Genomic DNA, 16,673 nt, shown 5'->3' on the forward strand with positions numbered 1-16,673 from the left:
CGGAGCGGCCGCCGCGGTCGTCACGGTCACGGTTGAAGCCACCGGAACGCTCGCGGTCACCGAAGCCACCGGAACGGCCACCACGGTCGTCACGGTCACGGCTGAAGGCCGGACGCTCGCTGCGCGCCTCGCGGTACGCCGGGGTGCGCTCCTCGGCCTGCGGCGCGGCGGCGGCCGGAGCCTCGGCGGCGGCCGGAGCGGCCTCCTCGCCGGCCTCGGCCGGGGCCTCGTCCACGATGCCCAGGTCGGCCCGCTCGCGCGCCGCACGGGCGGACAGGCGGTCGGCCTCCTCGCGCAGCTCGGTGGCGCGACGCTGCGCGCGCTCCAGCTGGCGGGTCATGTCGGCGAGCTCGCGCTCGGCGGCACCGGCGATGTTGGCGGCGCTCTCGGCCTGAACCTCGGTCAGCGAACGGGCGCCGGTGATCTTGGCGACCTCGGCGTCGAAGGCGTGGTCCAGGATGTGGCGGCTGGCATCGACGCCCGCGTCCTCCATCAGGCGGAAGACGCCGCGGCGCTGGTGCGGCAGCACCAGGGTGACGACGGCGCCGGAGCGGCCGGCGCGCGCGGTGCGGCCCGAGCGGTGCAGGTAGTCCTTGTGGTCGCCGGCCGGGTCCACGTTGAGGACCAGGTCGATGCCGTCGACGTGGATGCCGCGGGCGGCGACGTCGGTGGCGACGACGACGTTGACGTAGCCGTCCTTGAAGTCGCCGAGGACGCGGGTGCGGGCGCCCTGGGTCATGCCGCCGTGCAGCGCGTCGGCCTTGACGCCGGCCTCGATCAGCTGCTCGGCGACGCGGTCGGCGCCCATCTGGGTGCGGACGAAGATGATGGTGCGGCCCTTGCGGGCGGCGATCGCGTTGGTGATCGGCGCCTTGTCCTTGGGCTTCACCACGAGGATGTGGTGGGTCATGGTGGTGACGGCGCCGGCCGACGGGTCGACCTCGTGGGTGACCGGGTTCTTCAGGTAGCGCTTCACCAGGGTGTCGATCTCGTTCTCCAGGGTGGCGGAGAACAGCAGGCGCTGGCCGCCGGCCGGCACCTGGTCGAGGATCTCGGTGACCTCGGGCAGGAAGCCCATGTCGGCCATCTGGTCGGCCTCGTCGAGCACGACGGTCTGGACGTCGGCCAGCTTGGCCGAGCCGCGGTTCAGCAGGTCGCGCAGGCGGCCCGGGGTGGCGACCAGGATGTCGACGCCGCGCTCCAGCGCGTAGATCTGGTTCGACATCGAGGTGCCGCCGCAGACGACCTTGAGCTTGAGGCCGAGCACCGAGCCGAAGGGCTCCAGGGCGTCGGCGACCTGCATGGCCAGCTCGCGGGTCGGGACCAGGATCAGGCCGCGCGGGTGCTTGGCGCGGGTGCGCTCGCCGTCGGCGAGGCGGGTCAGCAGCGGCAGGCCGAAGCTGAGGGTCTTGCCGGAGCCGGTGCGGCCGCGGCCCAGCACGTCCTTGCCGGCCAGGGCGTCCGGGATGGTCGCGGCCTGGATCGGGAACGGGGTGGTGACGCCGCGCTTGGCGAGGGCACGGACGACGTCGTCGTGCAGGCCCAGGTCGCCGAAGGTGATGGTCGGCTCGGCGGGCTCGGTGTCCTCGGCCGCGTCCTCGACGGTCTCGGCGGCGTCGGTGACCTCGGCGGCGAGCTCCGCGGCCTCGGCGGTCAGATCGGTGGTGTCGGTGGTGTCGGTGACATCGGTGGTGTCGGTGACATCGGCGGCAGCCTCATTCGCGGGCATGGCGAAGCGGGCGTCGTCAACGAGAGACATGCAAAACCTTCCGGAAGTGGCACGCGCCAAAGTCCGGGGTTCTGTTTCACAACCGCCTCTATGCGGTCAGCCACGGATCGCCGGAACGCGCCAAGGGCGCCAGATGGGAATAGGGCGCCAATCAAATGAATCAAACGAACGATCTACCACCATAGAGGAACCTCGGGATCGGAGGCAAATGCCCTGGCCAGGCCGCTAATGCGCGCCCGCACCGGGGCTCGGGGCCGAAGATCCGGAGCTGCCGGTCGAGGGCTGCGGGCCCGGCGGGACGGTCGCGGCCGGCGTGGTGTGCTCCGGCTCCGGGGTGCCGGACGGGTGGCTGCTCGGGGTCGCCGACGGGGTGCCGGCCGAACCGCCGCCGGAGCGGCCCTCCCCGGTGCCGGCGGTCCCGCCGGTGCCCGCCGAGCCGCCGGTCGAGGCACCGCCCGGGTGGGGCGCGGGGCTGGTGTTCGCGCCGCCCGACGCACCGCTGCCGCCCGGCGCGCCCTCGGGAGCGCCCGCCCCCGGGACCGGGACCACCCCGGCCACCACACCGTTCGCGCCGGGCGCGAGCTCACCCGGCGTGGCGCTCGTCACCCCGGCCGGCGCGTTCTCGGCCTGCAAGCCCCCCTGGCGCTCCGAGCGCCCCGACGCACCCCCCGGGTGCCCGCCGCCGGCCGGGGCCGAGGGGCCGCCCGTCGCCCCCGGCCGACCCGCCGGACCGGCCTGGCCGACCGGCGCCACGCCGTGCTTCTCCTCCGCCGCCGGACCGACCGACATGCACCCGGTCAGCCCCAGCCCGGCCACCGCCAGCACCGCCGCCGCCCGTACCACCGCGCCCGAACGCGCCGCCCGCACCGAAGCCACCGAGCTCCCTCTCCATCGCCCCACCCGGGCCGCCCACTGCCGCGCGGCCGCTTTCGGTGCCCAACGCGCGCCGGGCGCGCCGGGACACGGGTGGGTGGCGCGGTTCTCGGCGGCCGCCCCCTCGGGAGCCCGTCCGGGGGCCCGCTCAGCCCCAGAGCGCCGAGGCCAGCTCCGCCCCCGCGTACACCGCGCCCAGCCCCGCCGCCAGGCTCCCCGCCACGTTCGCCACCGCGTACCGCCCCGCACCGGACTCGGCCAGCCGCAGCGTCTCGTACGAGAAGGTCGAGTAGGTGGTCAGCGCCCCGCAGAAGCCGGTGCCGACCAGCAGTTGGACGTGCGAGGAGGCCGCGCCGGCCGCCACCGCCCCGGTCAGCAGGCCGAGCACCAGGCAGCCGAACACGTTCACCGTGAAGGTGCCCCACGGGAACACCGAGTCGTGCCGGGACTGCACCGCCCGGTCGGTGAGGTACCGCAGCGGGGCGCCGACCGCCGCGCCCGCCACCACCAGCAGCCAGTTCACTCCGCCGACTCCCCCGCGCCCGCCCCCGGGCCCGCCTCCGCCGCGCCCGCGGCCCGCCCCGCGTACCGGACCACCTCGCAGCGGTCCAGCACCACCAGCCCCTCCGCGACCAGTTCCTCCAGCTGCGGCAGGAACGCCCGCACCCGGTCCTCCTCGTCCACGATCACCACCGCCACCGGCAGGTCCCCGCTCAGCGACAGCAGCCGCGCCGTGTGCACCAGCGAGGAGGCCCCGAAGCCCTCGATCCCCCGGAACACGCTCGCCCCGGCCAGCCCGGCCGCCCGCGCCCGGTGCACGATCTCGCTGTACAGCGGCCGGTGGTGCCAGGTGTCGCTCTCCCCGACCAGCGCGGTCAGCCGCAGCGCCGGCCCGCCCAGCCGGCTCACCGGGCACCGCCGCGGTGGATCACGCGCCGGGTCAGCACCGCGGCCGCCCACACCGCACCGAGCGCGCCCGCCAGGGTCAGCCCCAGGTACGCCAGCCCCGGCCCGGGCCGCCCGGCCTCCAGCAGCCGGCGGACGTCCACCGCGTACGTCGAGAAGGTGGTGAACCCGCCCAGCACCCCGGTGCCGAAGAACGGCCGCAGCAGCGGGTGCGCCGGACGCCCCTCGGTGACCACCACCAGGAACACCCCGATCACCGCGCAGCCCACCACGTTGACCAGCAGCGTCGTCCACGGGAAGGCCGACGGCCCGGTCTCCCAGCCCAGCCCGGCCGCGTACCGCGCCAGCGCCCCGATCGCCCCGCCCACCGCGACCACCGCCACGGCCGGCCCCTGCCCGCGCAGCACCGACGGGCGCGGGGGCGTCGGCGTCGCCGTCGCGGTGTCGTCCAACGCGTCCTCCGAGGTCGTCACAGGCCCATCAAACACCGCTGTCCGCCGCCTGGCACACCGTCACCCCAGACCCGACAATGATCCGGTGGAGATGACCCGGGAAGAGTTCGAGACGCTGGTCAGTGACGCCCTCGACCAGATCCCCCCGAAGCTCGCGGCGATGATGGACAACGTCGCGGTCTTCGTCGAGGACGAACCCGACCCGGGCGACCCGGAGCTCCTCGGCCTCTACGAGGGCACCCCGCTCACCGAGCGCGGCGAGTGGTACGCCGGCGTCCTGCCCGACCGCATCCTGATCTACCGCGGCCCCACCCTGCGTCACTGCGGGACCCGCGAGCAGGTGGTCGAGGAGGTCCGCACCACCGTCATCCACGAGGTCGCCCACCACTTCGGCTTCGACGACCACGAACTGGACGAACTCGGCTGGTCCTGACCCACCGCCGGAGGCCCCTCCGGCGGCCCCACCCCCACCCGGCCCAAACCCGTTTTGGCGATCCGCCCCGCATCCCATATGCTTCTCGACGTCCCCGGAACGCTGGAAACAGCCGAACGGACCACAAGCCCTCATCGTCTAGTGGCCCAGGACGCCGCCCTTTCAAGGCGGTAGCACGGGTTCGAATCCCGTTGGGGGCACGCAGTACCGTAGTAAAGTGCAGTGCCGCAAGACCTTGGTGGTTCGCCACCACAAGGTCCCGTGGAGCAGTTGGTTAGCTCGCCACCCTGTCAAGGTGGAGGTCGCGGGTTCAAGTCCCGTCGGGATCGCTCGTCTCGCAAGAGACGGTGCAGTACGGCCAGGTAGCTCAGTTGGTACGAGCGTCCGCCTGAAAAGCGGAAGGTCGCCGGTTCGACCCCGGCCCTGGCCACATAGCCTGACCAGGCACGATGCCCTCGAAGCGGATCGCTTCGGGGGCATTTTCATGCCTGTTGACGCCAACGCTGACGCCAACGGCCCCGAATCGCGGCGAATTCGGACAGCCCGACCAGGCCGCCCAGGAATCGAGGCGGCGTGACGCCGATCACAATCCTTCGATTTCGACCATGGTGCCGTCAGGGCCATACGTGAACATCCGGGGTGGCCCCATCCGGCTGATGATGGCCCGCATCGCGGCTTCCTTCTCCTCCGGAGTCGGCCCGTCGGGATCGGCGAGACGGAAGCCCTGGAGGACCACCTCGTACGGATCCATGTCTTCTGGCTCCGGCATACCCTCCAGCACGAAGCCGAAGAAGAACCGAAGGGCCTCCTCCCCCAGGTCGAGGGGATGGAACGGCAGTGGGTACGGCCCCTTGGTCGGCCAGCCCGGCACCGGCTCCACCGGGTGCTCTCCGGCCCAGAAGGGCGCCTCGAACGGCAACGGCTCGCCGATGTTCTCCATCACACCGCTGTCCGGCGAGACGCTGAGCGAGCGGACCAGCTGCCCGTCCTCCCAGACCGCGAAGGCCAGGAAGTCCACCACGCTGTGCATCCAGTGCACGACCAGTCGGCGTCCCGCGCTCGCATCGATCAGGTGCTGCGGCAGCCGCGAAGGGTAGTCGCCCATCCAGTGCTGATCGCAGACGATGTCGACCCCGGGGAAGGAGCCGAGGTACGCGGTCCCGTCCGGCGGGTACGTAGCGTCGCCGAGCTCGCAACCGGACGACTCCGTGACCTCCCACCCGGGGTAGAGACGGCCGACCAGCTCAGCAGTCCGCTCCGGATCCGCTTCCGCCGACAACCGGAGTGGGCCGGACGAGGCCGGATCCATGTAGACGAGCAGTCCGGTCTTGGCTCCCACGTGTCGACCCCTCTTCAGAGCGATGGCCCCCGGCCCGAGGGCAGACCGCAAACTACCAACCGCGTAAGACACCGGTGCCCGGCAAGACCTGGGTCTTGCCGGGCACCGGACGAACTTATGAGCCAGAGCGCGAGGCTAGGAGAGCGCCTCCCCGAGGCGGCTCAGGGCCTTGAGACGCTCGGCGAGGGAGGCGTGCGCGTAGACCTTCATGGTCACGCCGACGTCGCTGTGGCCGGCGATCTCCCGGACGATGTGCGGGGGCACACCGAGGTCGAGCAGCAGGGTGATGCAGGTGTGGCGGAGGTCGTGGAAGCGGAGGTCGTCCAGTCCGAGGCGCCCGCGGACCGCGTGCCAGCTGCGGCGCAGGTTGTCCGGCTCGTACGGGGTGCCGATCCGAGACGGGAAGACGAGGTCGTTCTCCTGCCAGTCCATGCCGGCGGCAGCGCGTTCGACGGCCTGACGTTCCCGGTGGTCGATCAGGGCGGCGAGGACGGGCGCGGGCAGCGGCAGGGTGCGCTCGGAGGAGAGCGTCTTGGGCAGGACGAGCCGCAGCTCGCCGTCGACCCGCTGGAGGTTGGTGCTCACCGTGAGGGTGCCGCGCTCCAGGTCGACTGCGCTCCAGCGAAGGCCGAGCAGTTCGCCCCGGCGCATGCCGAGCATCAGCGCGAGCACGTAGAGGGTGTGCAGGCGGTGGCCGCTCAGCTCCTTGAGCACGAGCTTGGCCTGAGCGGTGGTCAGGCCCTTGCCGATCCGGTAGTCGGGCGCGGGGACCTTCACGAGCTTGGCCACGTTCTTGTGGATCAGCTCCTCTCGGACGGCGTGCTCCAGCGCGTTGCGGAGCACGGCGTGCACGGACTGGATCATCCGCGCGGACAGCAGCCGCTTGCAGCACTCACCTGCCGCGCAGCAGATCGGCTTGGGCCGCTGCGCGTCCCAGCCGCCCTTGCAGCACTGGCACTCGGCGCGCACCCGGTTCAGCCAGACGCGGACCTCCTGGGCGCGCAGGTCGCGCAGCCGCTTGGTGCCGAGGCCGGGCATGAGGTGGACGCGGACCACGCTCTCGTAGCCCTGGTAGGTCTTGGGCCGTCGGTTGGGCAGGACCTCCTCGGCGAGCCAGTAGTTGAGGTACTGGCCGACGTTGGAGTCGGTGTCGGGCAGCGGGATGCCGTTGATGGCGTCGGCCTGCAGCTCGACGAGGGCGTTGTGGACCTCGTCCCAGGTCTTGCCGTAGATGGAGACCCGCTTGCGGAGGCCGGAGGTGGTGATCACGTAGGCGCGGCCGTGGTAGCGGCCGTCCTTGCGCAGGGTGATGCTGCCCGCGCCGTTGGGGTTGCGCTTGGCCATCAGGCCGCCACCTCCGCGAGCTCGGCGACGAACGTCCGGACGGCGGCGGCCGGGACGCGGCGGGAGCGGCCGATGGTCACCGAGGGCAGGCGGCGGGTGCGGATGAGGTCGTAGACGGTGGAGCGGCCGAGCTGGAGCTGGGCCATGACGTCCGGGATGGTGAGCAGGAGCTGCTCGTGCGGGGCCGTGGGATCGGCCGCGCCCGCCGAAGCGGCGACAGGTGCGGAGACGAGGACCGGACCGCCGAGCGAGCCGGCGGCTTCGGCGGAGGTGAGCGACGGCGGCGCCGGGACCTTCGGCGAAGCAACGATCGAGAGTGCCATGCTAGGGACAGGACCCTTCAGTTGGCGGGCGCGCGAGCGCCCAGGTGCGGAGGGATCTGGCCCGGCAGGGGCGAAGGTTTGGCGACTGGACGCCTCTGCCGGGAACAGGAGAGAAGTCCCGACCGGCCCGGTGCGGGGCGGCGGGTGACTGGGAAGAAGCTGTCGGCCCGAAGGCGGCACCGGGACGTGGTCACCGGCGACAGCGTGGATGGACCGTCAGATCGGTCTGGGGGCCGCGATGGCGGCAAGCATGGCAGGTACGGCGAGACGGCCGAGGATGACCTCGGCCTGCGCCGGGCCAGTGGCAGTCTGGCCGACGGCATGGCGACGCGTGGGCAGCACGCGGTTCCTTCCCCGGTGGCTGGTGGGCGGCAACCCGGCACCGTGGTTGATCGTCGTGGATGGGCGTTTCACGCGGTTGGTAGCCGCAGTGGGGTGTGACAGTAGCTCTGGATTCCGGCCGCACCAAATGGCAGGGCAACGGCCGGGGAGTGCTCGGGCGGTCGGCCCGGAACGGGCTCGTTACTGGGCGGTCTCCGAGGACTCCAGGTAAGCGAATTCATCAGGCAGCGCGGGAGGCACGACCTCCAGTTCGCGCATGCGAGCACGCCAGTTGCGGAGCGACTGGATGTCTCGTGCGTGAATCCTGTCGAGCTCGGCGACCATGTCGAGGAATTTCGCTCGGTGCTCGGGATCTCTGGCCAGGGCCGCCTCGCGGCGCTTCTCCTCGCCCAGCTCGCGGCTGAGCATCGCGACCGAGACGAGGATGCCGTGTTCGCGGAACATGTTGAGCACGGTCTGCGTGGGCGCCTTCATCGCCTCCTCCCGCGACTCACCAGTCACCCAGGCCACCGCGTCCCACATCGACACTTCCCGCCCCGGCAGCACCTCGATGGTGGGGGCGGTACCGAGAGGGAAGAGCATGGTGATCGGGGGCACGCCGAGGACCTCCGCAAGGACGAGGAGCTCGGCCACATCGACACTCGCCCGCCGGCCGCTCTCGAGGTTGGCGATCACGGTGCGCGGGATCGGGTACCCGAGCGCGGCGCAAGCGTCGGTGACGTCCTGGGCGCTCAGGCCGAGCTCCTTGCGCCGTGCTCGAAGAGCGTCGGCCACGCGGGCTGTCACCTTGGACGGCCAGTCGGTCTGTGTCATGGATGCAAAATTAGCTCCGATTGTGTGTCGCCGCAAGTCCATGGTAGGGATTGGGGCACCGACTTCCCGACCCGCCGGACGAGGTGAGCCCATGACTACACAGGAAGACCGGCCTGCTGTGTTGCAAGCCGAAGCCGTGGAGGAGTTCTCCAGACTTTCGCGTGGCGGCCGCTTCCGTCCCGCCGCCGCGTAACCCGAGCGGGCTCGCGCCCAAGCGCTGCCGGGAGACCGTGTCGAGCAGCCTCGCGACACCGGGCGGACCGCCCTGTCTGCCGTGAGCGGATGGGGTCACTTCGCATTGGATCTTCGAGGGGGACCGACATAGTGTCGAGCTCGCGCCGCCAAGCGGACGGTCGCTTCAACATCCTCTGCACGGCTTGCAGTTGACCAGATCTACCGGCTTCACCGAAGGGGCCGCCCACCTACACCGAGGCCCTCGGTGCTACCAACACCGAGGGCCTCCACGGATCCCCTAACCGCCCATCCACGACGATCGACCGCGGTGACCGGATTGCCGTCCGAAATGTCACCGGGGAAGGAATCTCCGTGCCCAAGCGTACGACGCCGCGTGCCGCCAGCGCACGCCTTGTCTCGCACGCCTTCTCCCCGAAGGCGAGGTGGTAGGCCATGGCGCGCATCCGCACCATCAAGCCCGAGTACCCCGTCTCGGAAGACCTCGCCTCGGTCTCCCTGACCGCCGAGCGCACGTTCGTCTGCCTGCTCACCCAGGCCGACGACGAGGGGCGCCAGCGCGACAACGCGGCCGTCCTCAACGGCGCCCTGTGGTCGCTGCGGCCCGAGCACACCGCGCTCGACACCGAGGACGAGCTTCGCCAACTCGCCGAGACCGGCCTGATCTGCCGGTACACCGGCTGCGACGGCCGGCAGTACCTGCACGTCACCAAGTGGCACGAGCACCAGAAGATCTCCCACCCGACCCCTTCGCGCCTGCCCGCCTGCCCCGTCCACGAGCCCGCGGGCTGGTGCGGCAAGTGCAAGGCCAAGGGCCAGGGCTGCGCGCGCCCGGCTCCGGAGAACTTCCGGAGCCTTCCGGAACCGCTCGCGGCCCTCGCGGAGACCGTCCCCGCCCAGCGGCCCTTCTCCGCCGACCCCGATCCCACCCCCGCAGCAGCCCTGCCGGTGCCCGATGCGGCAGCTCCGAGCGAAAGCGCAGGTCAGACCGCTTCTCCGGAGTCTCTCCGGAGGGCTCCGGAGAACGTCGTGCCTGGACCATGGACCTTGGACCATGGATCTACCCCTGAAGGGGGCGGCGGCGCCGCGCCCACCCCGGCACCCTCGTCGGCAGCACCCGACCGGGACGGCCCGGTCCTGGTCGCCGCGCCCACCGGCAAGCCGTCGGTGAACGCGGGCGACCTGGTGGCCGAGTACGTCGCGGGCTGCCCGAAGCCGGTTCCGGCCAACGTGCGGGGGCACCTCGGCAAGGTCATCAAGGACCTGCTCGACGGCGGCACCAGTGACGACGACATCCGCGCCGGGCTTCGGCTGTACGCGGCGAAGCCGATGAGCCCGAGCGTGCTGCCGAGCATGGTCCACGAGGCGATCAACGCCCAGCCCGCCGGGGCCACCCGCACCGGGCAGAGCGCTGCCCGGTCCCCGTACCGCCCCTTCACCAACCCGGCCGACGCCCGCGACTACTACGAGGGGGACCTGTGACCAGCCTGCCCAACCCCCGCCGCACAGCCGAGCGTCGCGACCCGCAGACGGCCTCCGGCGCCGTCCTGCGCCTGGAGCAGATGCTGGCCGCCAAGGGCATCGACCCCGACCGGCCGCTGCCCGACACCGACCAGCCCTCCACCGCGCTGGAGCTCGCCGACCGCCGCATCCCGCCGCGCTACCGCCTCGCCGAAGCCGACCACCCGGAGGTCACGACCTGGGTCCAGCAGGTCACCCTGGCCTGCCGACCCGGCCCCGGCGGCACCCTCGGCATCGCCCAGGGGCCCTCGCTCCTGATCGCCGGACCCACCGGCTCGGGCAAGACCCACCAGGCGTACGGGGCGATCCGCAGCCTGCTGAAGGCCGGTGTGCGTCTGCGCTGGAACAAGCTCACGGCAACGGAGCTGTACACCTCCCAGCGGCCCCGCCAGGGCGCGGACCTCGAACGGGAGATGCGCGATCTGATGGCCTGCTCGCTGCTGGTCCTCGACGACCTCGGCGCCGCCAAGGCGTCCGAGTGGACCGAGGAGCTCACGCTGCGGCTGGTCGACCACCGCTACGAGCACCTGCTCCCGACGATCTTCACCACCAACCTGGCGCCCGGCGATATCAAGAACGCCCTCGGCGACCGCACTGCCTCCCGCCTCGCGGAGATGTGCGAACGCGCGATCCTCACCGGCGCCGACCGCCGCAGGCGAAGCGCAGCCTGACCAGCGCCGGTGCCCAGCGCACCCCGGCCGGCACGCCGGCCTCCCCGAACTTCACCCCACCACCGCCTTGCCGCTTCGGCACGCCCGCCACGGCGAGGCCACCCCTGGAGCACCACCGTTGACCACCATCGCGATACCCCCTGCCCACACTCCGACCGTCCGGGTCACCCTCTGGGACCGGCTCGCCGTCGCCCTGCTCGGCGTCCTCGGCTTCGTCCTGTCCTACGACGCCCTGCGGCAGATGGCCGGCGCGACCCACGTGCGCGGGCCGCTCACCTACCTCTTCCCGATCATCATCGACGGCTTCATCGCCTACGGCGTCCGAGCCCTGCTCGTCCTGCGCGACGCCCGCTGGCCCGCCCGCGCCTACGCCTGGACGCTCTTCGCCGGAGCGACCGCCACCAGCGTCTGGGCCAACGCCCTGCACGCCGTCCGCCTCAACCAACTGCCCACCACCGGCAGCGGGCTGAGGCTCACCGACACCGTCGTCGGTGTTCTGTCCACCCTCGCCCCGCTCGCCCTCGGCGGCGCCGTCCACCTCTACATCCTCATCGCCCGCCACGGCCACGACACCCCAACCGCCACCGGTGAGCAGAACGCCCTTCCGCGCACCGAGACTTCTGCCGACCCGGTGACCGCCGACCCTGAACCGGAGTTCCGGCCGGAACGGGCGGAGGACCGCAGCGACGAGAACGCGCTCCTGACGCTCCTGTCCGCCGCCGGACTTCTGCCCTCTGAGTGGCGCGACGCGCTGCCCGACCCCGAACCGGCAGAAGCCGACGACCGACCGGCCGATGACCCGGAAACCCTGGCCGAAGCCGCCGAAGGTGCCGCCGGGGCGGAGAACAAGCCGATCGGGCGTCCGCCGGGCGCGCCGATGGAGCGGCTGCTGGAGGTGGGCCGCGCGGCGGTCGCCGCCGAGGGCCGTCTCACCCGCGCGATCGTCGAACAGGCCGTGCGCGACGCCGGCCTTCCGCTCGGCAGTACCCGCCTCACCGAGCTGATGCGCAAGCTCCGCGAGGAGCAAGCCGACGAACAGAACCCTCCGCACCCCGAGGCCGACTGACCGGCCCTGGTGTCCGGCTGACCGGCCCGGTCGGTCAGCCGGACACCGACTTCTGCCGACCCACCGCCGCACTCGGCAGAAGGCCGCCGCCGCCCGGTCACTGCACCCGGCCGGACTCGACTCGCACCGCGGACACCAGTCCCCTGCGGCGTTCGGTCCCGGGAAGACCGCGCCTGACACGTCGCCCATACCTGCGAACTCCGGCACGGCCAAACCCGCAACCACCCGGACACTGCCCACCCACACACCCACCAGCCCGAATCGCCAGCCGCCACCGAGGAACGACACGCGTGAACGCCGTCCGACGAACCCTGCACAGCCTGCTCGGGAAGCCTGTAAGCTCCCAGGACCGCAACGGAGTTGACCACCTCCCTGCCCCTGGCGGAGCAAGCGAGTGCGTACGAGGCCCCTACGGGGCCACGCACGCGGGCGCCCCCGCCCAGGAGGGCGCGGACGAGCCGGTGCTGCCGGGGGCGGCAGCACCGGAGCTTCACCGCGAGGGCGCGGCGAAGGAGGAGAAGCCCGCCAGCTCGCCGTCCGATCCCATCGCCGACGCGTTGCCGCTCACCGTCGTCGTCAGTCCTTCCGCGAGCGCCGCCAGCCGCAAGCAGCGCACCGCGAAGCGTCGCCGCCGCGACCCCGAGAACCCCCTGACGACGGAGGTAGGCTTCCGCTGCACTGAAGAGACGAAGACGCGCATCGAGCAGTTGGCCGCCGCAGCCGAACTGAACGTTGCCGCCTACCTGGAGCGCAAAGCACTGGCCGAGGACTTCGTCGGCATCACCACCCGTGACGAGCGTCTGGAGCGGGCCATCACGGCACTCGACGCGGCACGCGGCCAGCTGGCGCCGGTCGGCAACAACGCCAACCAGATCGCCTACCGGCTCAACGCCGGCATCGGCGTCGAACCGGGCCCTGCGGCAGCCGTCCTCGACAGGGCCCTGGCCCTGGTCTCCGAGGTCCGGGCGGCTGTCGCGGAGGTCGACGCGTCGGCCATGCGCCTGGCGAAGGCGAAGGCGAAGCACCGATGATCAGCAAGCCCATACGCGGGTCCAAGACGCACGGCGCGCTCAAGTACCTCTTCGGTCCAGGCAAGGCCAACGAGCACACCGACCCGCACATCGTCGCTTCCTGGGGCGGCTTCGCCCCAGACCCCGGCCGCGACCCAGGCGACCCAGATGCCGCCCTGGTCCAGCTCCGCGACGCGCTCGACCTGCACGTCGTCCGCTACGGCAAGCCGGTCACCCAGCACGTCTACCACCGGCCCGTGCGGGCGGACCCGACCGACCGCATCCTCAGCGACGAGGAGTGGGGCACCATCGCCCGCCGCATCGTGGCCGCCGCCGGGATCGCACCAGACGGCGACCCGAACGGCTGCCGCTGGATCGCCGTGCGCCACGCCGACGACCACATCCACATCCTCGCGACCGTCGTCCGGGCGGACCTCACGCAGGCCCGCCTGCGCGGCGACCAGTACCGCGTCGAGACCGAACTCACGAAGATCGAACGCGAGTACAAACTCAAGGACCTCTCCGACACCCGCACCCGCGAGTACCGGGACGCGATCCCCAAGCGTGCCAAGGGCGCGGAGTTGCACAAGGCCCAGCGCCTCGGCCAGGAGGGCACCGACCGCGACCGGCTGCGAACCGCCGTACGCCAAGCCCTGGCCGGGGCCGCGGACGAGGAGGAGTTCACCGCCCGGCTTGCCGCGAAGGGCGTGCTCCTCGCCGTGCGCCGTGCGCCCTCCGGCGACGTGACCGGCTACAAGTTCGCCCTCCCCACCGGCGGCGAGAGCGGGCCGATCTGGTTCTCCGGCAGCAAGCTCGCCTCCGACCTCACCCAGCCGAAGATCCAGGCGCGCTTCGCCCTCGGCATCGACGAACCCGCCTTCCCCACGCCCGACCCCCGCACCTGGCCCGCTGACGGCCGCCACCGGGCCAGCACTACCATCGAACGCGCCTACCTGGCCTTCGACGACGACCAGGACGCCGCGCGCGCGGAGGCGGTGATCCGAGGCAGCCTCGAAGTCCTCGACACGCTCGCCGCCACCAGCCCGACCCTCAGCAGGAAGGAACTCCACCAGGCCGCACGAGCCCTGGAGTACACCCGCACCGCCCACACCCGCGCCGCCGGCGCAGACCTGCGCGCGATGCGCTCCGCCGCCCGAGAACTCCTCCACGCCGGACCCGCCACCGGCCGGGGCGAGGACGGCACGGCCGCCGCCACGGCCCTGACCAGCCTCGTCCTGCTCGCCATCGTGATCGCCAAGTGGCACGCCGCCCAAGGCCACCGCCACCAGGCCGACGCCGCACGCACGGCGGCGGACCACCTCCGCGCCGCCTACACCCGGCACGCTGCCAAGCCGATCGCCCACCTCACCCTCGAAGGCCGGCTCCTCCCGAAGCCCGACCACGACCGGCAGGCCGACGCCGTCCGCCGCACCCTGCCCGCCGACCAGGCCACCCGGCTCCTCTCCGAGGAGAACTGGGCAGCCCTCGCCGCCACCCTCGCCCAGGCCGAAGCCGTCGGCCACAACCCGACCACCCTGCTCACCAACGCCGCTGGGCGCCGCGAACTCGCCACCGCCGACTCACCCGCCGCCGTCCTCACCTGGCGGATCCGCCGCGACGCCAACCTCCCCACCCCCGCACCGGCCGCAACCCCCGACGAATTGCGCACCAGGGCAGCCCGCGCCCGCACCACCAGCCGCACCACCGGCACACCGGCTACCCCGGTCATCACACCGCCGGCGCCGGTCGCCCCCGACCAGATGCGCCGAAAGCGGTGACCAACCCGGGTGGGCGGGTGCGGAGCCTCCGCACCCGCCCACCAGCCCCCACCCACCAATCCCGCCCAGCACGGACGCCACCCGTCAGCCGCCACCGAAAGCAGGACCCAGCCAACGAAGCAGACCGCCGGGACTTCCCGAGAAAACCCGGCGGCCGGAGCGCCACAACTACCCTGCAGCAAGGTGACGGTGTCGATTCGATGTCCTTCGCGCTGGGAGGGATCCATTCCGGCAGCACACGTCGTATGGTCCCTTGCTGCCCCGCTGCCAACCCGAAGGGACCGCATGACCGACTACGACCACGACTTCTACAACCCCGCCCCCGAACCCGCGCGTGCCGTCATCCGCGCCGTCCCATACCCCGCCGAGCTCAACCCGCGCGGCATCACCATCACCTGCACCGGCTGCGGCGCCCGCCGCGACTGGCTCCTCCTCGCCGTCCACGACCAGATCTTCGTCCGCTGCCGCTGCGCCCACGAATGGCGCGAGCCCGACCTCACCCGGGCCGACTTCGACCTGCACTACGTCGAACCCGAGCACGAGTGGGACGACTTCGACACCGCCATGAGAGCCCTCGCCTTCGACGGCCTCCTCGCCGGAACGACCTGGAACCTGGACTGAGGTCCACGCCGCACCCGCCACTGTTCACCTCCGACGCTTGCCGCGTCACGCCCGGACGAGCGAGGACAGCAGGGCACACGGACGGCGCTTCGACTACCGGCGGAGGTCGACCTGGATGACGGCGTGGCGGCCGTTGGTGCGCCACGGCGTCCCGGCACTGTCGAGCTGAGCGACGACGGCAGCGTCGACACCGACGATCACGTCCGATTTCAGCGTCCGCAGGGCCGTGACGGCTGAAGGGAAGTGGCTGGCCACCTCGGTGAACGCCGTGGTGGGCGGCCACAGCTGATCACCCACCAGCCGACGGTAATTGAGGTCGCCCTTGAGGATCGTCATCGCTGCGCCGGCGAACTCGGACCGGAGGTCGGCCGGCATGTCGTGGAACGGCAGCGGCGCGCAGAAGAACGGGTGCGTGCGGACCACGAGCGTGCCGCTGTTCATCGCTCGCCACAGCCGTTCGCCGATCGTCGCCGCAGCCGCCGTGGTGGCGGTGCGCAGGCGCTCGACAGTGGCGAGGACGTCGGCCATCGTCGCGTCCGACACGTAGTACGGCTGCGGCTTCACGTACACGACGACCTGTGCCGCCAGGCCGGAAGCCAGGAGGTGGTCGACCAGCACCAGGTCCGGCAGGAGCTCCCGGCCGGCGTTGTCCGCGATGATGCAGACACGCCCGCCTTCGGCCCGCTCCAGCTCGGCCCAGAGCGACTCGCTGTCGTCCGCCACCAGGTCGGACGCGATCGACCCTCCAGCCTCCGCCGTGATCTGGAAGCTCAGGTCGGCGCGGTTGCCCCAGAGCGCCGAGGAGAGAAGCGCGGCGGCTCGCTTGTCGGTGAAGTCCGAGGGCAGGTCGCCGAGGGCCGCCAACTCGGCGTCGACGGCCGGGCCGGCGAGTTCGGCGCCCTTGAACGGTGCGAACGGGTCGATGCCCTGCCAAGTCCCGGGCCGGAAGTAGCCGGTGGCTTCGAGCAGCCTGCGGTAGAAGTAGCTCTCGGCCCACAGGAACGGCGCCTCGCCCCACAGCCGTCCGAACAGGCCCTCACCCCACTCCAGCCACTGCTGGTGATCGTGGGCACTGGTGCTGAGCGGCTGCAGCACACCGTCAGTGCTCTCGGAGAGGAGCTCCTCGATCGCGACCCGCTCGCTCGGCCCGTACGGCAGTGCGTCGAGAACCTGCTGAATGAGCTTCGGGTGCCGCTCGTGGAAGACGTCCCGGGCGAACGAACCGGGGGTGCCGCTCAGGATCACGGGTGCGTTGGGCAT

At 72.0% G+C, this 16,673-nt stretch carries 17 protein-coding genes and 3 tRNA genes; 10 read left to right on the plus strand and 10 right to left on the minus strand.

All coding sequences use genetic code 11. The features are described 5' to 3' along the window. From ACFY2K_RS39710 to crcB (ACFY2K_RS39730), 5 genes are all read right to left on the minus strand, one after another. Positions 1–1,759: DEAD/DEAH box helicase (locus ACFY2K_RS39710; protein ID WP_387717492.1), on the minus strand; the 1,759-nt coding region annotated here is incomplete at its 3' end. 195 nt (positions 1,760–1,954) lie between these two features. Then, positions 1,955–2,605 (minus strand): hypothetical protein, encoded by a 651-nt coding sequence (locus ACFY2K_RS39715; RefSeq protein WP_375895153.1) that lies wholly within the window; start codon positions 2,603–2,605, stop codon positions 1,955–1,957. A gap of 145 nt (positions 2,606–2,750) precedes the next feature. Further along, positions 2,751–3,125: a fluoride efflux transporter CrcB gene (crcB, locus tag ACFY2K_RS39720; RefSeq protein ID WP_360237829.1), complete on the minus strand. Its 375-nt coding sequence runs from the start codon at positions 3,123–3,125 to the stop codon at positions 2,751–2,753. Next, entirely contained in the window at positions 3,122–3,511 is a 390-nt protein-coding gene (locus ACFY2K_RS39725) for a DUF190 domain-containing protein (RefSeq protein ID WP_375895148.1), read from the minus strand. Before ACFY2K_RS39725 ends, crcB (ACFY2K_RS39720) begins: the two co-directional genes overlap by 4 nt. After that, entirely contained in the window at positions 3,508–3,981 is a 474-nt protein-coding gene (crcB, locus tag ACFY2K_RS39730; RefSeq protein WP_375895145.1) for a fluoride efflux transporter CrcB, read from the minus strand. The genes ACFY2K_RS39725 and crcB (ACFY2K_RS39730) overlap by 4 nt, the downstream gene beginning before the upstream one ends. A gap of 70 nt (positions 3,982–4,051) precedes the next feature. Here crcB (ACFY2K_RS39730) and ACFY2K_RS39735 point away from each other — a divergent pair, with 70 nt between their 5' ends. The 4 genes from ACFY2K_RS39735 to ACFY2K_RS39750 all read left to right on the plus strand — a co-directional run bounded on the left by ACFY2K_RS39735 (position 4,052) and on the right by ACFY2K_RS39750 (position 4,823). Further along, positions 4,052–4,393: a metallopeptidase family protein gene (locus ACFY2K_RS39735; RefSeq protein ID WP_375895143.1), complete on the plus strand. Its 342-nt coding sequence runs from the start codon at positions 4,052–4,054 to the stop codon at positions 4,391–4,393. A gap of 127 nt (positions 4,394–4,520) precedes the next feature. Then, positions 4,521–4,593: transfer RNA gene (locus ACFY2K_RS39740), tRNA-Glu, on the plus strand. A gap of 55 nt (positions 4,594–4,648) precedes the next feature. Further along, positions 4,649–4,722 (plus strand) — tRNA-Asp (locus ACFY2K_RS39745). A 27-nt stretch (positions 4,723–4,749) separates the two neighbouring features. After that, a tRNA-Phe gene (locus tag ACFY2K_RS39750) sits at positions 4,750–4,823 on the plus strand. Positions 4,824–4,976: 153 nt separating this feature from the next. On the opposite strand, the gene ACFY2K_RS39755 is transcribed toward ACFY2K_RS39750, so the two are convergent. From ACFY2K_RS39755 to ACFY2K_RS39770, 4 genes are all read right to left on the minus strand, one after another. Next, positions 4,977–5,732 (minus strand): DUF6928 family protein, encoded by a 756-nt coding sequence (locus tag ACFY2K_RS39755; protein ID WP_387717495.1) that lies wholly within the window; start codon positions 5,730–5,732, stop codon positions 4,977–4,979. A 135-nt stretch (positions 5,733–5,867) separates the two neighbouring features. Next, positions 5,868–7,076 (minus strand): tyrosine-type recombinase/integrase, encoded by a 1,209-nt coding sequence (locus ACFY2K_RS39760; protein ID WP_387717497.1) that lies wholly within the window; start codon positions 7,074–7,076, stop codon positions 5,868–5,870. Continuing rightward, complete coding sequence (locus tag ACFY2K_RS39765) at positions 7,076–7,243, minus strand: helix-turn-helix domain-containing protein (protein WP_375895234.1); 168 nt, start codon at positions 7,241–7,243, stop codon at positions 7,076–7,078. The genes ACFY2K_RS39760 and ACFY2K_RS39765 overlap by 1 nt, the downstream gene beginning before the upstream one ends. A 678-nt stretch (positions 7,244–7,921) precedes the next feature. Further along, positions 7,922–8,554, minus strand: coding sequence for a helix-turn-helix domain-containing protein (locus ACFY2K_RS39770; protein WP_037600953.1), 633 nt, complete (start codon positions 8,552–8,554; stop codon positions 7,922–7,924). A 627-nt stretch (positions 8,555–9,181) separates the two neighbouring features. Here ACFY2K_RS39770 and ACFY2K_RS39775 point away from each other — a divergent pair. The 6 genes from ACFY2K_RS39775 (at position 9,182) to ACFY2K_RS39800 (ending at position 15,413) form a co-directional block, all read left to right on the plus strand. Further along, positions 9,182–10,228 carry a hypothetical protein gene (locus tag ACFY2K_RS39775; protein ID WP_387717500.1) on the plus strand — a complete coding sequence of 349 codons (1,047 nt, stop codon included), beginning with the start codon at positions 9,182–9,184 and terminating at the stop codon, positions 10,226–10,228. Positions 10,229–10,308: 80 nt separating this feature from the next. Further along, on the plus strand, positions 10,309–10,938 hold the full coding sequence (locus ACFY2K_RS39780) for an ATP-binding protein (RefSeq protein WP_387717547.1): 630 nt from the start codon (positions 10,309–10,311) through the stop codon (positions 10,936–10,938). Between the two features lie 118 nt (positions 10,939–11,056). Then, complete coding sequence (locus ACFY2K_RS39785; RefSeq protein WP_387717502.1) at positions 11,057–12,004, plus strand: DUF2637 domain-containing protein; 948 nt, start codon at positions 11,057–11,059, stop codon at positions 12,002–12,004. Between the two features lie 461 nt (positions 12,005–12,465). Further along, on the plus strand, positions 12,466–13,035 hold the full coding sequence (locus ACFY2K_RS39790) for a plasmid mobilization protein (RefSeq protein ID WP_387717504.1): 570 nt from the start codon (positions 12,466–12,468) through the stop codon (positions 13,033–13,035). Continuing rightward, positions 13,032–14,792, plus strand: a complete 1,761-nt coding sequence (locus tag ACFY2K_RS39795) for a hypothetical protein (RefSeq protein ID WP_387717506.1) — start codon at positions 13,032–13,034, stop codon at positions 14,790–14,792. The genes ACFY2K_RS39790 and ACFY2K_RS39795 overlap by 4 nt, the downstream gene beginning before the upstream one ends. 285 nt (positions 14,793–15,077) lie before the next feature. Next, positions 15,078–15,413: a hypothetical protein gene (locus ACFY2K_RS39800; RefSeq protein WP_387717508.1), complete on the plus strand. Its 336-nt coding sequence runs from the start codon at positions 15,078–15,080 to the stop codon at positions 15,411–15,413. Positions 15,414–15,506: 93 nt separating this feature from the next. Here ACFY2K_RS39800 and ACFY2K_RS39805 read toward each other — a convergent pair whose 3' ends face one another. Further along, a complete protein-coding gene (locus ACFY2K_RS39805) occupies positions 15,507–16,673 on the minus strand; it encodes a damage-control phosphatase ARMT1 family protein (RefSeq protein WP_387717510.1) in 1,167 nt (388 codons plus the stop codon).

It is taken from the genome of Kitasatospora sp. NPDC001309, assembly GCF_042896295.1.
Lineage (GTDB): Bacteria > Actinomycetota > Actinomycetes > Streptomycetales > Streptomycetaceae > Kitasatospora.

Excerpts from the sequence above, each read along its gene's own strand:
- ACFY2K_RS39795 (WP_387717506.1), top strand. The coding sequence starts at position 13,032 with ATGATCAGCAAGCCCATACGCGGGTCCAAGACGCACGGCGCGCTCAAG.
- ACFY2K_RS39770 (WP_037600953.1), bottom strand. The coding sequence starts at position 8,554 with ATGACACAGACCGACTGGCCGTCCAAGGTGACAGCCCGCGTGGCCGAC.
- ACFY2K_RS39800 (WP_387717508.1), top strand. The coding sequence starts at position 15,078 with ATGACCGACTACGACCACGACTTCTACAACCCCGCCCCCGAACCCGCG.
- ACFY2K_RS39735 (WP_375895143.1), top strand. The coding sequence starts at position 4,052 with ATGACCCGGGAAGAGTTCGAGACGCTGGTCAGTGACGCCCTCGACCAG.
- ACFY2K_RS39780 (WP_387717547.1), top strand. The coding sequence starts at position 10,309 with ATGCTGGCCGCCAAGGGCATCGACCCCGACCGGCCGCTGCCCGACACC.
- ACFY2K_RS39760 (WP_387717497.1), bottom strand. The coding sequence starts at position 7,076 with ATGGCCAAGCGCAACCCCAACGGCGCGGGCAGCATCACCCTGCGCAAG.
- ACFY2K_RS39805 (WP_387717510.1), bottom strand. The coding sequence starts at position 16,673 with ATGCCCAACGCACCCGTGATCCTGAGCGGCACCCCCGGTTCGTTCGCC.
- ACFY2K_RS39775 (WP_387717500.1), top strand. The coding sequence starts at position 9,182 with ATGGCGCGCATCCGCACCATCAAGCCCGAGTACCCCGTCTCGGAAGAC.